Origin of the sequence: Methylobacterium sp. 77 (genome assembly GCF_000372825.1) — a bacterium.
In the GTDB taxonomy this organism is placed as follows: Bacteria; Pseudomonadota; Alphaproteobacteria; order Rhizobiales; family Beijerinckiaceae; genus Methylobacterium.
In genome coordinates this window covers 1,516,487-1,531,629 of record NZ_KB910516.1, presented here as the reverse complement: position 1 = coordinate 1,531,629, position 15,143 = coordinate 1,516,487, and the positions used below count along the sequence as shown (strand labels likewise).

Below are 15,143 nucleotides of genomic sequence, written 5' to 3'. Positions count from 1 at the left end.
ACCTGCCTCGTTCGCAGGAGTGAGCCTCAGGAGACCCGATCGCGATGCCCATTCTGACATTCCCCGACGGCAATACCCGCAGCTACGACGCCGCGGTGACCGGCCGTACCGTCGTGGAGGGCATCGCCAAGAGCCTCGCCAAGCGCACCGTGGCGATGGCGCTCGACGGCACCGTCCGTGACCTCGACGACCTGATCGACGGCGACGTGCGCATCGAGTTCCTCGACCGCTCCGACCCGCGCAGCCTCGAGCTGATCCGGCACGATTGCGCCCACGTCCTGGCGGAGGCCGTGCAGTCCCTGTGGCCGGAGACGCAGGTCACCATCGGTCCGGTGATCGAGAACGGGTTCTACTACGATTTCGCCCGGGACCAGCCGTTCACGCCCGAGGACTTCCCCAAGATCGAGGCGAAGATGCGCGAGCTCATCGCCCGCGACGCCCCCTTCACCAAGGAGGTGTGGAAGCGCGACGACGTGCGGGCGCTCTTCGAGGCGAAGGACGAGAAGTACAAGGTCGAGCTGGTCGACGCGATCCCGCCCGGCGAGGACCTGAACATCTACCGCCAGGGCGAGTGGTTCGACCTCTGCCGTGGCCCGCACATGACCTCCACCGGCAAGGTCGGCAGCGCCTTCAAGCTGATGAAGGTGGCCGGCGCCTATTGGCGCGGCGATTCCAACAATCCGATGCTGACCCGCATCTACGGCACCGCCTGGGCCACAAAGGAAGAGCTCGACGCCTATCTCCATCGCCTGGAGGAGGCCGAGCGCCGCGACCACCGGCGCTTGGGCCGCGAGATGGACCTCTTCCACTTCCAGGAGGAGGGCCCCGGCGTCGTGTTCTGGCACGCCAAGGGCTGGACCATCTTCCAGGAGCTGATCGCCTATATGCGCCGGCGCCTGAAGGGCGATTACGCCGAGGTGAACGCTCCGCAGATCCTCGACAAGTCGCTGTGGGAGACCTCCGGCCACTGGGACTGGTACCGCGAGAACATGTTCGCGGCCCAGTCCGCCGGGGACGAGGCCGAGGACAAGCGCTGGTTCGCGCTGAAGCCGATGAACTGCCCCGGCCACGTGATGATCTTCAAGCACGGCCTGAAGTCCTACCGCGATCTGCCTCTGCGCATGGCAGAATTCGGCATCGTCCATCGCTACGAGGCGTCGGGCGCCATGCACGGACTGATGCGGGTGCGCGGCTTCACCCAGGACGACGCGCACGTCTTCTGCACCGAGGACCAGCTCGCCGCCGAGTGCCTGAAGATCAACGACCTGATCCTCTCGACCTACGATGATTTCGGCTTCGGCGACATCGTGGTGAAGCTCTCCACCCGCCCCGAGAAGCGGGTCGGGTCGGATGCCCTGTGGGACCATGCCGAGGAGGTGATGACCCGCGTCCTCGCACAGATCGAGGAGCAGTCGGCCGGCCGCATCCGCACCGAGATCAACCCGGGCGAGGGCGCCTTCTACGGGCCGAAATTCGAGTACGTGCTGCGCGACGCCATCGGCCGCGACTGGCAATGCGGCACGACGCAGGTGGATTTCAACCTGCCCGAGCGCTTCGGCGCGTTCTACGTCGATGCCGAGAGCCAGAAGAAGGCGCCGGTGATGGTGCACCGGGCGATCTGCGGCTCGCTGGAGCGCTTCACCGGCATCCTGATCGAGCATTTCGCCGGCCATTTCCCGCTCTGGCTGGCGCCGGTGCAGGTGGTGGTGGCGACGATCACGCAGGACGCGGACGGGTATGCCCGCGAGGTGGTGGCGGCGCTCGACCGCGTGGGGCTGCGGGTCGAGGCGGATCTGCGCAACGAGAAGATCAACTACAAGGTCCGCGAGCATTCCCTCGCCAAGGTGCCGGTGATGCTCGTGGTCGGCCGCAAGGAGGGCGAGGAGCGCACCGTCTCGATCCGCCGGCTGGGCAGCCAGCAGACCCGCACGGCCTCCCTCGACGCGACGATCGCGGACCTCGTCGCCGAGGCGACCTCGCCGGACATCCGCCGGGCGCAGGCGGTGCAAGAGAGCGTGCCTAGCGCCGACGTGGCGCTGGACGGGCAGCACGGGGAGAGCCCGACGCCGTAAGGCCGGTCTGACTTGGTCGGGCTGGCTTGGCCGGGAACGAAGACCTCATCCTGAGATGCCCGCTCGAACGGGCCTCGAAGGAGCGCTTCGCTGCGGCGCCTCGGGATGGGGCGGTGAGCCGGAAGAAGATACCGCTGGGCGGCGCGGTCGTCGGCGCCGCCCTCCGAAGACCTACGGCACTTCGTTGCCGGCGTAGTTGATCGCGCCGTCGGCGCCCTTCTTCCAGACGTACATCACGTAATCCGGCCGGGTGATGTCGCCCTTCTTGTCGTAGGAGATGTCGCCGATCACGGTGTCGAACGGCTTGCCCTGCTGCATGTAGGTGGCGATCTTCTGCCCGTCGCTGGACTTGGTCGCCTCCATCGCCTGTTTCAGGATCTGGACGGCGGCGTAGGAATAGAGGGTGTAGCCCTCGGGGTCGAAGTTGATGGCCTTGAAGGCGTCGATCGTGGCCTTGGCCTTCGGGTTCTTGCGGGCGTCGGGCGAGAAGGTCATCAGGGTGCCGTCGGAACCCGGACCGCCGACCTGAGAGAACTCGCGGTCGGCGATGCCGTCACCGCCCATGAGCGGGGCATTGAGGCCCTGGTCGCGCATCTGGCGGATGAGCAGGCCCGCTTCCGTGTAGAGGCCGCCGAAATAGATCACGTCGACGCCGGCCTGTTTCAGCTTCGAGACGAGGGAGGAGAAGTCCTTCTCGCCGGGATTGATGCCCTCGAAGATGACGTTGGTGCCGCCCTTGGCCTTCAGCGCCTTCAGGGTCTCGTCGGCGAGGCCGCGTCCATAGGGCGTCTTGTCGTGGACGAAGGCGATCTTCTTGCCCTTGAACTTGTCGGCGAGGTAGGCGCCGGCGACACCGCCCTGCTGGTCGTCGCGGCCGCAGGTGCGGAACGTGTTCCAGTTGCCGCGCTCGGTATACTTGATCGCCGTCGAGGCCGGGCTGATCTCGATGATGCCGGCTTCCTGAAGCACGTCGGAGACCGGGATCGAGACACCGGAATTGAACGCGCCGACGACGGCTTTCACGCCCTCGGAGGCGAACTTGTTGGCCACCGAGACGCCCTGTTTCGGATCGGAGGCGTCGTCGCCCACCGTCATCACGAGCTTCTCGCCATTGACGCCGCCGGCCTTGTTGATGTCGGCGATGGCCTGGGTCGCGCCGGTCTTGATCTGCGCGCCGAAGGCGGCGTTGGGACCGGTCACGGGGACGACCACGCCGATCTTGATCTCGGCCTGGGCGGCGCTTGCCAGCATCAGCGCCCCGAGGGCCACGCCTACTGCCATTCCGTTCTTCATGGTCATTTCCCCTTCAGAAGCGCCGCGGTGTCGAACCTTGCCCGCAGGGCGCATGGTTACACGAAGATGTGTCGGGCTCACGTCCCCGGTCCGACGCGCAAGATCAGCGCTCGCGCCAGGTGAGAGGGCCGGTCCGCTCGTAGAGCCAGCGATACTGGGTCGTCATCTGCCGGGTGCGGGTGACGCGGTAGCCCAGCGCCCCGATGGCGAGGGCCACGGCCGCGTCGAGCGCGTAGCCGGGCACCGACAGAAGCGTCCCCGAGAACAGGGCGTAGTGGAGAAAGCGCGAGACGGCGGCGATGGCGAGGCTCGCCAGCACGCAATGCCAGAATGGACGCCAGCCCCTGGCGAAACTGCTTCCGGCCATCCAGGCGGCACCCCCGCCCATCGCCAATGTGACGAGGAGGAAAATGCCGAGATTGGGCGTGTCGAGGGACAGGGTCTCGGTCAATGCTGGCCCCCTTCGAGATAGGCCGCCTTCACCTGCGGGTCGTCGAGGAGTTCGCGCCCGGTGCCGCTCATCGTCACCGCGCCCGTCACCATGACGTAGCCGCGATGGGCGAGCTTGAGAGCGTGATAGGCGTTCTGCTCGACGATGAAGACGGTGAGGCCCTCGCGCTCGTTGAGTTCGCGCACCGCCGAGAAGATCTGCTTGACGATGAGCGGCGCGAGCCCGAGCGACGGCTCGTCGAGCATCAGGAGCTTCGGGCGGCTCATCAGCGCGCGGGCGATGGCGAGCATCTGCTGTTCGCCGCCCGACATGGTGCCGCCGCGCTGGTCGAGCCGCTCCTTCAGGCGCGGGAACAGGACGCACATGCGCTCCAGATCTTCCGCGAAATGCCGTCCGCCATGGACGGCGGCGCCCATCTGCAGGTTCTCGCGCACGCTCATCCGCGAGAAGATGCGCCGGCCCTCCGGCGACTGGGCGATGTTGAGCCGCGCGATCTCGTGGGTGGCCATCCGGGTGATGTCGCGGCCGGCATAGGTGATGCTGCCGGTGCGCGCCTGCGGCTGGCCGAAGATCGTCATCATCAGCGTCGACTTGCCGGCGCCGTTGGCGCCGATCAGGGCGACGATCTCGCCCTCGTCGACATGGAGATCGACGCCCTTGAGGGCCTGGATGCTGCCGTAATAGGCGGAGACGCCGCGCACATCGAGGAGGGGAGCCTTGGGCTGGGAGGCTCGGGCCTGCTCTGCCTGCAGGGCGCGGGTCTCCTCCACGAGGACGTTGATGCCGGCGACGCTCATGGTTGGGCCTCCGCATGGGTCAGGCCGACTTCGGCCTCCACCGCCGCCACCTCCTCGTCGTCGACGCCGAGATAGGCCGCGATCACGCGGGTGTCGGTGCGGATGTCGTCGGGCGTGCCGTCGGCGATCTTGGTGCCGTAATCGAGCACCACGATCCGGTCGGAGATCTTCATCACCACCGACATGTCGTGTTCGATGAGCAGGACCGAGGTGTCGTACTCGTCGCGGATCAGGCGCAGCAGGGTGTTGAGCTCGGCGGATTCGCGCGGGTTGAGCCCGGCGGCCGGCTCGTCGAGGCAGAGCAGAACCGGATCGGTGCACATGGCGCGCGCGATCTCCAGGCGGCGCTGGTCGCCGTAGGGCAGGTCGCCGGCGGCATCGTCGGCCCGCGCCGTGAGGCCGATCCGGTCGAGCCAGGCCGCCGCCTTCTCGATCCCCGCCTTCTCCGCGCTGCGATAGGCCGGCAGCCCGAGGATGCCGAGGATGCTGAAGCCGGAGGCGCGCATCAGCGGCTTGTGCATGGCCACCAGCAGGTTCTCCAGCACGGTCATGCGCGGGAACAGGCGGATGTTCTGGAAGGTGCGGGCGACGCGGGCGAGCCGGTTGACGTCGTGGCCGGGCAGGCGCTCGAGCAGGTAGGTCTCGCCGCCCTTCTGCACCAGGCGGATCATGCCCTCGGTCGGCTTGTAGAAACCCGTGATGCAGTTGAAGACCGTGGTCTTGCCGGCGCCGTTGGGGCCGATCAGGGCGGTGATGTCGCCGCGTCCGACCTTGAACGAGAGGTCGTTGACGGCGGTGAGGCCACCGAACCGCATGGTCAGGTGATCGACGACGAGGACCGGATCCGCCGGCCCGCCGGGGATCGCGGCGGCGGGAGCGTCCTGCACGGTGGCGAGCCGGTTCATGCCCGTGGCGAGGGTCATCGGCCGCGCTCCGCGATCGTGACGGAAGGCGTTCGCTCGGAGATGAGGCCGCGCGGGCGGAACACCATCATCGCCACCATGGCGAGGCCGAACAGCAGCAGGCGGTACTCGCTCGGGTCGAACCCCTCGCCGAACACCGCCTTCAGGAAGCCGAGGTTGCGCAGGAGTTCGGGGCCTCCGACCATGACGATGGCGGCGATGGCGACGCCGATCTGGCTGCCCATGCCGCCGAGCACGACGATGGCGAGGATGATGGCGCTCTCCAGGAAGTTGAAGCTCTCCGGCGAGACGAAGGCCTGGCGCACGGCGAAGAACGAGCCGGCGAAGCCCGCGAACATCGCTCCCAGCGCGAAGGCGGTGAGCTTGGTGATGGTGGTGTCGATGCCGAGTGAGCGGCAGGCGATCTCGTCCTCGCGCAGGGCCTCCCAGGCGCGGCCCAGGGGCAGGCGGCGCATGCGCAGGGTCACGAGGTTGGTGATCAGCGCCAGGATCAGGATCAGGTAATACAGGAAGACCAGCCGGTGCATCGGGTTGAAGGCGAGCCCGAAGGTCGCAGCGAAGCCGTTCTCCCCCGCCGTGAAGGGCAGGCCGAAGAAGCTGACGCGCGGGATCGAGGAGATGCCGGCGGCCCCGCCCGAGAAATCGGTCCAGTTAATGAGGACGAGGCGGATGATCTCACCGAAGGCGAGCGTCACGATGGCGAGGTAATCGCCGCGAAGCCGAAGCACGGGAAAGCCCAGCAGCACGCCGAAGGCGGCGGCGAACAGGCCGGCCATCGGCAGGCAGACCCAGAAGGACAGGCCGAACACCGTGGAGAGCAGGGCGTAGGAATAGGCCCCCACCGCGTAGAAGGCGACGTAGCCGAGGTCGAGGAGTCCCGCGAGGCCGACCACGATGTTGAGGCCCCATCCGAGCATGACGTAGGTCAGGATCAGGATGCCGAGATCGATCCAGTAGCGACCTTCGCCGAGAGAACCGGTGCCGAGAGCGGCGAGCAGGGGCAGGGTGAGGGCGAGCCCGAGGGTGAGGGGGGAGAGGATGGCGGCGAGGCGGCTCGCTCCTTCCGCGACCGGCGCTTGCGCGGCACGCCGGCGCGTCCGGCCGGTGAGGTAGAGCTGCTGCAGCAAGCGCAGGACGAAGATCGCGCCGCACAGCGCGGCGACGGTGCCCCAGCGGCTGGTGATGACGAGGCCGATGCCCTGGCCGAGATCGGTGCGGTAGCTGACGATGGGCACGCAGAGGCCCAGCGTCACCAGGGCGAACAGCGCCGCATCCTTGATCAGGCCGGGGAGCACGGAGGCCTCGGCGCGCACGCTCGCGGCTCCTGCGGCGATGGGGGTCGTCGAACCGGATGCCACGTCAGACCTTCTCCACTTCGGGCCGGCCGAGAATGCCCGAAGGCTTGAAGATGAGCACGACGATGAGGATGAGGAAAGCGGCCACATCCTTGTACTCGATGGAGAAATAGGCCGACCAGAACGTCTCGATCAAACCGATGATGATGCCGCCGATGACCGCCCCCGGCAGGGAGCCGATACCGCCGAGCACGGCGGCGGTGAAGGCCTTCACGCCGGGCACGAACCCGTCCGAGAACGAGACCACGCCGTAATAGAGCAGGTAGAGCGTGCCCGCGACCGCGGCCAGCGCCGCGCCGAGGACGAAGGTCAGGGAGATCGTGCGGTCGACGTTGATGCCGAGCAGCGCCGCCATGCGCCGGTCCTGTTCCACCGCGCGCTGGGCGCGGCCGAACGGCGTTTTTTGCACCAGGTACCAGAAGCCGGCCAGCAGCACGGCCGTCGTGATCATGATGATCGCCTGCTTGTAGGACAGGGTCACCGTGTACTGCTCGTTCTCGTAGAGGACGATCACGTCGCGGACGAGGGGAGGGACCGGCTTGTTGCGCGCGCCCTGCACCACCTGGACGAAGTTCGACAGGAAGATCGACACGCCGATCGCCGAGATCAGCGGCGCGAGGCGGAACGAGCCGCGCAGGGGCCGGTAGGCGACCCGTTCGATCGCCCATCCCCACAGGGACGTCAGCGCCATGGCGACGACGAGGACGATGAGGAAGACCAAAGCCACCGAGGACAGGCCGAGCCAGGTGGTGAGGATGAGGAAGGCGATGAGCGCGATGAAGGCCGAGACCATGAACACGTCGCCGTGGGCGAAATTCACCATGCCGATGATGCCGAAGACCATCGTGTAGCCGATGGCGATCAGGCCGTAGATCGACCCGAGGGTCAGGCCGTTGATGAATTGCTGGGCGAAGAATTCCATCGATGGGCTTTCGCGAATGGCATGCCAGATGGCCGCGCGGGAATGCCCCGAGCTTGCCCGCCGCCACGCTTGGGCGAGTGGTGCGCGGGCGAGGGGAGTGTCCGCAAGAACGCTCCGGGGTCAATGCGGTAAACGCCACGGTCCGAAGGGATTCCGAGGCGCCATCACAGGACGCGGCTCATGAGCACCCGGCCGGCACGGGGAGATGGATCCGCTCCTGAAGCAACGCCGCTTGGAAACGCCAACCATCGCCCCTACGGATTCCCGTAGTACGCAAGCTGACCGTGCCCTGCCAGAAACAAGCCGGATAACGAGAGGCCGGCATGATCCATATTATCACACCCGCCAATGAAGCCAAGTATCGCGACGAGATGGAACAGGCATGGCGCCTGCGCCATGACGTCTTCGTGACGGAGAAAGGCTGGTCCGACCTCGCCAAGGCTGACAGCCGCGAGATCGATCAATTCGATACGCCGCACGCCATCCATTTTCTGGCGATCGAGGACGGCAAGGTCATCGGCTATAGCCGGCTTCTGCCGACGACGCGGCCTCATCTTCTATCGGACATCATGCCTCAACTTTGTGAGGGCGATCTCCCGCGCGGCAGCGATACCTGGGAATGGACGCGCCAAGCCGTGGCGCGCTCGCACCGGGCACGGGGCAAGGTGGTCAACCCGGTCTCCCTCGCCCTTCTCACCGGCATCGTCGAATGGGGGATGAGCCACGGCGTGAACCGGCTCGTGCTGCAGATGCCGACACTCTACCTTCTGCACGTGGTGCAGCTTCATTTCCGCGCCCGCCCGCTCGGCCTGCCGCACGCGATCAGCGGCGAGGACATCATCGCGGCGACGGCGGAATTCGACGAGCGCACCCTGGCGCGGCTGCGCGGCGTCAGCGGCAACGCGGAATCCGTGCTCGCACCCACGTCATACGAGTATCTCGCGGCTTGAGCGAAGTCTGCTCGGCAGACGCTCGAAACCCTTCGAAGACGGCGCTCTTCGACAATAGAAAAACAAGGGCCTGACATCATGTACGCACCGGTCATCGACGGGAACGAAAGTCTCGACATCTTGGCGGGACATTGCATCGCAGCGCGGAAAGTCATCGACGAATCGGGCACGTCTGTGATGCGGCAATTGATCGATCTCCTGTTGTTCGAGATCGGAGTCGCCATGGCGAAGGCCGCCGAAACCGAACACCAGCCGACGCGCAGCAACTGAAGCGCAACGACTGAAAGCACAGGGGGGACGACACCGAATTCAGGGACCGCCTCATTTCGGCCCCGACGCGGCGGTCTGGTACAGGTCAGGGCGACAGGGTTCGTCGCCCCCCGAGACGTTTTCGATGAGTCAGCCGGATCATCCCGAGACTTCGCCGACCCGGACGGTATCCGCCGAGGATGCCGCCGCGATCGGCTATCGGCGCACGGTCTGGATCATCGCGGCCGGCACCCTGGCCTTCGCGCTCTGCGAAGCGCTATGGGCGCACGTGATCGGATCCGCCGACCTGATCAAGGATGCGAGCGGGTTCGGATACGACATCGCGCTCAACGTGGTCGCGGCCTCGGTGTTCGGGCGTGGGGCCAGGATCGAGAGCCTGTCGGCCCTCGTCATCGGCGGCCTCCTCGCCGCCACCGGAATCGACGGCCTGATCGATTTCTGGACGGAAGTGCAGAATTCCACCGTGGAGAGCATGGAGGAGGTCGTCACCTCGAACGGTGTCGCCACCGCGGTCTCCTGCCTCGCGATGGCGGCGCTGATGCGTTTCCGCGACGACGAGAACCCTCTGATCAAGGCGACATGGCTGAATGCGCGCAACGACGCCGTCGCCGCCCTCCTCACCTCGGGTCTGAGCGTCTTCGCGCATCTCGCCCCGGTGCGCTGGCCAGAATACGCGCTGGACCTGATCGCGGTCATCTTCTCGTTCCAGGCCGCCTACACCGTCCTGCGGACATCCTGGCCGGATATCCGCGCCGCGCTGCCGGAGCGCGCCGCCGTCGCGCGGGTGTTCCGCTCAGGGTCCTGAACGGCCGTAGCGGTCCGGGTAAGGGCCGGGCCGGGATGAACCAGGGGCCGCCCGCATGTGTTGAGGTCCGGTAGATCGTTCCCGATCGATTGGAAGAACCGACATGCCGGCACTGGTCCGTACCCTTGCGCTCATCCTCGCCGTCGCGGCGGCGCCGGCTCTCGCGCAGGATGCCCAGGGCGGCAAATCCGCTTTCCTCACTCAGGCGCCTCTCGGCAGCTTCAAGGCATCCAAGGTTATCGGACTGCGCGTGGTCGGACAGGACCACGTCAAGGTCGGCACGATCGAGGATGTGATGATGGACGGGAACGGCCGCATCCAGGCCGTGGTGATCGATGTCGGCGGCTTCCTCGGAGTCGGAGGCAAGCGGATCGCGGTCCCGTTCGACCAGATGGCGTGGAACACCGACGCGAAGGCGGGGCAGGCGCCGGACCCGTCCATCGTCAAGCCGAAGGATGCTCCCTCGGAAGCCCAGGCGGCCAAGGTGACGCCGGAGACCATGCCGGGCGCCAAGTCCGGCGACGCCGTGCTCAACGCGGAGACCACCGGCGACACCGGCCAGGCGACGGGACCGGCGGGACCGGCCATCACGACCGATGCCACGAAGGGGCCGGCGACCATCCAGATCGGCGAGCCCATCGAGGCGGAGATCCGCCAGACCAAGGCGGACCTGCAGGCCGCGCCGACCTTCACCTACCCGACGCAGAAGGCGCCGTGAGGCCGAGGCTCAGTCGCTCAGCCTCCGGACCGATCGACCTCCGAACACGACCTGCCGTCGCAGGGCCGGCGTGAACAGGGTGTGGAGCATGCGCGGGGGTGCGATGCTCGGCCGACAAGTCGACATCGAGCGCGGCGACGTTGTCGGTCACCTGCTCAGCCCGACTCACGCCCATCAGCGTGGAGGCGATCCCCCGCCGGCCCATGACCCAGGCCAGGGCGATGCGTCAAATGCTCAGGAACCCGAAATCGTCCGCATGAAGTGAGGACGCGGCAACGTCGTGAAGGATGATCTTGGTGCCGGCCTCCGCTCCGGCGAACGTGATGAGGGTGCCGCTGGCGAGCGTGGTGAACTCGATCTGATCGAAACTGTCGACGAGGGCGGACACATCGAACCGGTCGGTCCCGGCGACGAAGTTGTAAATGTTGTCGCGGCCGAAGCCCGTCTCGAAATGGAAGGTGTCGGCGCCCGCGCCGGCGAACAGCTTGTCACCCCCTGCACCGCCTTCGATGGTGTCGCCACCCTTGCCGGCCTGGATGCGATCGCTGCCGGACGTGCCGATGATCTCCACATGATGGCCGTTCGTCGACTGCGAGACGATCTTCGAGCCGGTCTCGACCGCGGACATGTCCAGCGTCGTGTCGTTGCGGACGTAGACGGTCTCGATGCCGGTGAACGCGGCCTCGGCGAGGCTCACCGTGCCGCCGCCCGTGACGAAGAGAAGGTCCTTGCCGGTACCGCCATCGATGAACGCCGGTGCATCGGTGATGACCAGGCGGTCGTGACCGTCCATGCCATATAGCGCATCGCCGCCACCGTTGCCGACGAGCGTGTTGTCGAGATTGTCACCGGTCAGGCTGTCCGCGTGTGCGCTGCCGACGAGCTTCTGGATCTGGGTGAGGGCATCGCCTGCGGCGTCTCCGCCGGTGGTGTCGCCGGTGGTGAGATCGACGGTGACACCGGACGCGGAACGGTCATAGCTCGCGGTGTTGAACCCGTTGCCACCATTGATAATATCGGCGCCCGCCCCGCCTTCCAGAACGTCGTTCCCGTCGCCACCATTCACCGTGTCAGCATTCGAGCCCGCGCGCAAAACGTCGCCGAAAGTACCGCCCGTCAGATAGACGACGCCGGTGTTGTCCGACAGATCGGCAGATATGGAATATTCGGTCCCGGTGATGGTCTTTGGAATGGGACCGAACAGATCGACGTCCAGGTGCTGGGCGTCGGTAAAATAGGCACCGGAGGCCTGATAAAATCCCGAGTTGTTCAGGACGAATCGATCCATGAAAAACGGACCGATCGTAATAGAAACGCTCGGACTGGAGTTAATATTCAGTGCGTTTTGATCCAAGACAACGGTATCGCCAGGATCGTAATCGGCGTGATAAGTAAACGATACCGAAGCCATGATCGCATATCCTATATGATATGATTCATCCGATGCATATCCGTGATCGGTCTGCGGCATTTAGAATAATCAGGATTGAAATTCAGTTACGAAACACGAGCGCAAAACTTGAAACAGCGAATATTTGTGGAATCCTACGTCGGAGGCGAGTGGGACGATGCGGAGAAGGCGTCCGCGGAGCCAGGGGACATGTGCCGGATCGCCGGTCGTTGCCGCAGGATCCGGCCCGAAACGAAACGAACCCGCTCCCGATCGTCGAAGAGCAAACCGCCTATGAGGCGCGGACCGGCCATGCCGGTGGAGGCCGGATGAACGCCGCAGGACATCGCGACGGTCACCGACCACACGCTGGCATCCGTGAACAAAATTTGGAGCTGTCTCTGGCCCGCACTTGGGCCTTGGCGCAGAGCGCGATCGTGACGCTGAACGCTCACCGTAGAAACGCGGAGCGAACGTCGCTTGCTAAAGATTTTGCAAAAAACACAGCCGGCCCGAAGGCCTGGACCGCTCTGACGCCGGGGAAACAACAACTCGAATGAGTTGGTGCGGCCAAGAGGACTCGAACCTCCACCCCTTGCAGGACTAGCACCTCAAGCTAGCGCGTCTACCAATTCCGCCATGGCCGCATCGGTACCACTCGGTACGCCGCGATCTCCGCCGGAGGGCGGTGCGGGCGTTTCGTGTGGCGCGGCGCAGCGGATAACAGATCGATTCCGCCACGACAAGCGCCGTCATGCGACTCAGATGAGATCGACCGGCCCGTCGAGGATCGGAACGGCGCCGTCGCCGATGGTGACGCCGGGAATGCGCACGACTTCCGCCTTGCGGATCAGCTCGGTGATCTCCACCGAGATCCGGTTTCCGGTCACCACGATCTGGCCACGCGCGATCGGGTGGTCGTTGGCGAGAATCTCGACCATATCGGTCTCGGTGGATTCGAGTTCGATCACGGCACCGCGTCCCATGCGCAGCAGCATGTGGAGCGGCATGTGGCTGCGCCCGAGCACCACCGAGAGATCGACCTTCAGGTCTTCGAGAACCGCCACGCGCCACGAACTCCTTCGACCCGTCCGGGGCCTGCATCGGCGGAGTGTTCCTGAAATAAGGTGAAGCCTTGGTAAACGACCCCGCCGTCACCGACCGTCTCTCCGTTTCGACGGTCGATTTCCGGCCGAGGTCCGGCACAAGGCCGGTCCTGTGGCGGATCAGTGACACGCCCGTCCCCTACGACGAGGCCGTCGCCGCGATGGAGGCGCATGCCGCCGGGATCGCGAGCGGGAAGGCTCCGGAGATGGTCTGGCTGCTCGAACACCCGCCGCTCTACACCGCGGGAACCTCGGCGAAGGCGGCCGACCTCGTCGAGCCGGACCGTTTCCCGGTCCATGCCACGGGACGGGGCGGGCAATATACCTATCATGGGCCGGGCCAGCGGGTGGCCTATGTGATGCTCGACCTCAACCGGCGCAGACCGGACCTGCGCGCCTACGTCTCCGCCCTGGAGGCCTGGATCATCGCCACGCTCAGTGCCTTCAACGTGCGCGGCGAGCGGCGCGAGGATCGTGTCGGCGTCTGGGTGCGCCGGCCCGAGAAGGGGGAGGGTGTGGAGGACAAGATCGCGGCGATCGGCATCCGCGTGCGGCGCTGGGTGAGCTTCCACGGCATCAGCCTCAACGTCGAACCCGACCTGTCTCATTTCACCGGCATCGTGCCCTGCGGCATCAGCGGCCACGGGGTGACGAGCCTCGTCGATCTCGGCCAGATCGTCACCCTGCCGGAGGTGGACATGGCACTGCGTGCCTCGTTCGAGGCGATCTTCGGGGAGACCGAGGCCGAGGCGTGATCGCCGGCGCGACGCACATGGCGCGCGCCGACGTGTCGTGATGACATGAGGCCATGCCGTTTCCGACAATCGTCACGGCACGACCGGTCTGGTAGGGCGCCGCCATGATCGTCCGCACCACCATGACCGTCCGCACCGTCCTGTTCCGCGTCCATTGGCTGCTCGGCCTCACGGCCGGTCTCGTCCTGGCCCTCGTCGGCGTGACCGGCGCATTGCTGAGCTACGAGGAGGCGGTGACGGAATGGGCGAATGTCGACCGCGCCTTCGTCACCGTGAGCCCCGCCCCCCGCCTGTCGCCCTCCGCCCTGAAGGCGCGGATCGAGGCGCAGCGGCCGGGCCTCACGATCAATTCCCTCACGCTCTGGGGCGATCCCGAGCGGAGCCCGCGCATCCGCTTCGTCAGCGATCCCAAGCTGGAGGCGAGGCCGCCCACGGTCTATCTCGACCCCGTCGATGGGCGGGAACTCGGCGAGATGCGGCTCGAGGACGCCTTCGCCACCATTCGCAAGCTGCATCGCTGGCTGCTCCTGCCGGGTGACGGCAAGGGCTGGGGCCGCAGCATCACCGGTCTTTGCACCATCGCCCTGCTCGTGCTCCTGGCGACGGGGCTCACCCTGCGCTGGCCCAGGATCCACTCCTGGCGGATCTGGCTGAAACCCTCCCTCAAGCGGCCCGGCCGGCCGCGCTGGTGGTCTCTGCACGGCATCGCCGGGACCTGGCTCCTGCCGCTCTACGCCGCCATCGCCCTGACCGGGTTGTGGTGGTCCTACGACGCCTACAGGACCGCCGCGACCTGGCTGCTCACGGGCGAGATCCGCGCCGCCAAGCCGGGCCGCCCCCCGAGCCCCGCCGCACAGGCGAGCGCCACGGCCCTCGACGCGGCCTGGGCGGCCTTCAGCGCCGGGGAGGGGGCCGGCGCCCATATGGCCCTCATCGCGCTTCCGGGGCCGGACCTCGCGACGATCCGCATCCGCTTCCTCGCCACCGCCTCGGACCTGCCGAAAGCGCGCGACGAGATGACGTTCGACCCCGTGACCGGCGCCCGCCTCTCGCAGGCCCGTTTCGCGGACAAGCCCCTCGGCCGCCAGATGGCCGAGAACATGCTGGAAGTGCATCGCGGACGCTTCTTCGGCGGGATCGTCGCGTTCCTGTTCTTCACTGCCGCCCTGTCGATGCCGCTCTTCGCGGTCACCGGCCTCGTCCTCTACGGCCTGCGTCGCGGTGCCCGGCGGCGCAGGACGATGGCGCAGGCCCCTGTCGACGCGAGAACGATCGGCGCCTGAACCACGGATCGGGAATCGCGCGGATCGAGGCACCGGCGCCTGCATCGATCACG

General features: G+C 66.5%; 16 protein-coding genes and 1 tRNA gene. 8 read left to right on the top strand and 9 right to left on the bottom strand.

Going from position 1 to position 15,143, the window contains the following annotated elements; genetic code table 11:
• Window positions 1–44: 44 nt before the first annotated feature.
• Window positions 45–2,072, top strand: coding sequence for a threonine--tRNA ligase (gene thrS, locus A3OK_RS0107250; RefSeq protein WP_019904277.1), 2,028 nt, complete (start codon window positions 45–47; stop codon window positions 2,070–2,072).
• Between the two features lie 171 nt (window positions 2,073–2,243).
• Here the strand turns inward: thrS and A3OK_RS0107245 are convergent, their stop codons facing one another.
• The 6 genes from A3OK_RS0107245 to A3OK_RS0107220 form a co-directional block, all read right to left on the bottom strand.
• A complete protein-coding gene (locus tag A3OK_RS0107245; protein ID WP_026597021.1) occupies window positions 2,244–3,365 on the bottom strand; it encodes a branched-chain amino acid ABC transporter substrate-binding protein in 1,122 nt (373 codons plus the stop codon).
• Between the two features lie 103 nt (window positions 3,366–3,468).
• The gene (locus A3OK_RS0107240; protein ID WP_019904275.1) at window positions 3,469–3,816 is read right to left on the bottom strand and encodes a DUF6867 family protein; all 348 of its coding nucleotides are present in this window, start codon (window positions 3,814–3,816) and stop codon (window positions 3,469–3,471) included.
• Entirely contained in the window at window positions 3,813–4,613 is an 801-nt protein-coding gene (locus A3OK_RS0107235) for an ABC transporter ATP-binding protein (protein ID WP_019904274.1), read from the bottom strand. The genes A3OK_RS0107240 and A3OK_RS0107235 overlap by 4 nt, the downstream gene beginning before the upstream one ends.
• Window positions 4,610–5,428: an ATP-binding cassette domain-containing protein gene (locus A3OK_RS0107230; protein ID WP_051092985.1), complete on the bottom strand. Its 819-nt coding sequence runs from the start codon at window positions 5,426–5,428 to the stop codon at window positions 4,610–4,612. The genes A3OK_RS0107235 and A3OK_RS0107230 overlap by 4 nt, the downstream gene beginning before the upstream one ends.
• A 104-nt stretch (window positions 5,429–5,532) precedes the next feature.
• Complete coding sequence (gene livM, locus A3OK_RS0107225) at window positions 5,533–6,894, bottom strand: high-affinity branched-chain amino acid ABC transporter permease LivM (RefSeq protein ID WP_019904272.1); 1,362 nt, start codon at window positions 6,892–6,894, stop codon at window positions 5,533–5,535.
• Window position 6,895: 1 nt separating this feature from the next.
• On the bottom strand, window positions 6,896–7,813 hold the full coding sequence (locus A3OK_RS0107220; protein WP_019904271.1) for a branched-chain amino acid ABC transporter permease: 918 nt from the start codon (window positions 7,811–7,813) through the stop codon (window positions 6,896–6,898).
• Between the two features lie 323 nt (window positions 7,814–8,136).
• On the opposite strand from A3OK_RS0107220, the gene A3OK_RS0107215 reads away from it, so the two are divergent.
• The 4 genes from A3OK_RS0107215 to A3OK_RS0107200 all read left to right on the top strand — a co-directional run bounded on the left by A3OK_RS0107215 (window position 8,137) and on the right by A3OK_RS0107200 (window position 10,556).
• Complete coding sequence (locus tag A3OK_RS0107215) at window positions 8,137–8,763, top strand: GNAT family N-acetyltransferase (RefSeq protein ID WP_019904270.1); 627 nt, start codon at window positions 8,137–8,139, stop codon at window positions 8,761–8,763.
• 78 nt (window positions 8,764–8,841) lie between these two features.
• A complete protein-coding gene (locus tag A3OK_RS0107210; protein WP_019904269.1) occupies window positions 8,842–9,033 on the top strand; it encodes a hypothetical protein in 192 nt (63 codons plus the stop codon).
• Window positions 9,034–9,157: 124 nt separating this feature from the next.
• Window positions 9,158–9,838, top strand: coding sequence for a cation transporter (locus A3OK_RS22465; protein ID WP_019904268.1), 681 nt, complete (start codon window positions 9,158–9,160; stop codon window positions 9,836–9,838).
• A 103-nt stretch (window positions 9,839–9,941) separates the two neighbouring features.
• The gene (locus A3OK_RS0107200; RefSeq protein WP_019904267.1) at window positions 9,942–10,556 is read left to right on the top strand and encodes a PRC-barrel domain-containing protein; all 615 of its coding nucleotides are present in this window, start codon (window positions 9,942–9,944) and stop codon (window positions 10,554–10,556) included.
• Window positions 10,557–10,782: 226 nt separating this feature from the next.
• On the opposite strand, the gene A3OK_RS0107195 is transcribed toward A3OK_RS0107200, so the two are convergent.
• The gene (locus tag A3OK_RS0107195) at window positions 10,783–11,967 is read right to left on the bottom strand and encodes a calcium-binding protein (protein WP_026597019.1); all 1,185 of its coding nucleotides are present in this window, start codon (window positions 11,965–11,967) and stop codon (window positions 10,783–10,785) included.
• Window positions 11,968–12,176: 209 nt separating this feature from the next.
• Between A3OK_RS0107195 and A3OK_RS23930 the strand changes: the two genes are divergently transcribed.
• Window positions 12,177–12,506 (top strand): hypothetical protein, encoded by a 330-nt coding sequence (locus A3OK_RS23930; RefSeq protein WP_155911972.1) that lies wholly within the window; start codon window positions 12,177–12,179, stop codon window positions 12,504–12,506.
• A gap of 2 nt (window positions 12,507–12,508) precedes the next feature.
• Here the strand turns inward: A3OK_RS23930 and A3OK_RS0107190 are convergent.
• Both A3OK_RS0107190 and A3OK_RS0107185 read right to left on the bottom strand, forming a co-directional pair.
• A tRNA-Leu gene (locus A3OK_RS0107190) sits at window positions 12,509–12,593 on the bottom strand.
• A gap of 114 nt (window positions 12,594–12,707) precedes the next feature.
• Window positions 12,708–13,013, bottom strand: coding sequence for a FliM/FliN family flagellar motor switch protein (locus A3OK_RS0107185; protein WP_019904265.1), 306 nt, complete (start codon window positions 13,011–13,013; stop codon window positions 12,708–12,710).
• 68 nt (window positions 13,014–13,081) lie between these two features.
• Here A3OK_RS0107185 and lipB point away from each other — a divergent pair, with 68 nt between their 5' ends.
• Together lipB and A3OK_RS0107175 are read left to right on the top strand one after the other, a co-directional pair.
• Window positions 13,082–13,807, top strand: coding sequence for a lipoyl(octanoyl) transferase LipB (lipB, locus tag A3OK_RS0107180; protein ID WP_019904264.1), 726 nt, complete (start codon window positions 13,082–13,084; stop codon window positions 13,805–13,807).
• A 104-nt stretch (window positions 13,808–13,911) separates the two neighbouring features.
• Window positions 13,912–15,090 (top strand): PepSY-associated TM helix domain-containing protein, encoded by a 1,179-nt coding sequence (locus A3OK_RS0107175; RefSeq protein ID WP_019904263.1) that lies wholly within the window; start codon window positions 13,912–13,914, stop codon window positions 15,088–15,090.
• Window positions 15,091–15,143: the final 53 nt, after the last annotated feature.

Coding starts and splice junctions, on each gene's coding strand:
- A3OK_RS0107245 (WP_026597021.1), bottom strand. CDS start 3,365: ATGAAGAACGGAATGGCAGTAGGCGTGGCCCTCGGGGCGCTGATGCTG.
- A3OK_RS0107175 (WP_019904263.1), top strand. CDS start 13,912: ATGATCGTCCGCACCACCATGACCGTCCGCACCGTCCTGTTCCGCGTC.
- A3OK_RS0107195 (WP_026597019.1), bottom strand. CDS start 11,967: ATGGCTTCGGTATCGTTTACTTATCACGCCGATTACGATCCTGGCGAT.
- thrS (WP_019904277.1), top strand. CDS start 45: ATGCCCATTCTGACATTCCCCGACGGCAATACCCGCAGCTACGACGCC.
- A3OK_RS0107200 (WP_019904267.1), top strand. CDS start 9,942: ATGCCGGCACTGGTCCGTACCCTTGCGCTCATCCTCGCCGTCGCGGCG.
- A3OK_RS0107210 (WP_019904269.1), top strand. CDS start 8,842: ATGTACGCACCGGTCATCGACGGGAACGAAAGTCTCGACATCTTGGCG.
- A3OK_RS0107215 (WP_019904270.1), top strand. CDS start 8,137: ATGATCCATATTATCACACCCGCCAATGAAGCCAAGTATCGCGACGAG.
- A3OK_RS0107235 (WP_019904274.1), bottom strand. CDS start 4,613: ATGAGCGTCGCCGGCATCAACGTCCTCGTGGAGGAGACCCGCGCCCTG.
- A3OK_RS22465 (WP_019904268.1), top strand. CDS start 9,158: ATGAGTCAGCCGGATCATCCCGAGACTTCGCCGACCCGGACGGTATCC.
- A3OK_RS0107220 (WP_019904271.1), bottom strand. CDS start 7,813: ATGGAATTCTTCGCCCAGCAATTCATCAACGGCCTGACCCTCGGGTCG.
- A3OK_RS0107230 (WP_051092985.1), bottom strand. CDS start 5,428: ATGCGGTTCGGTGGCCTCACCGCCGTCAACGACCTCTCGTTCAAGGTC.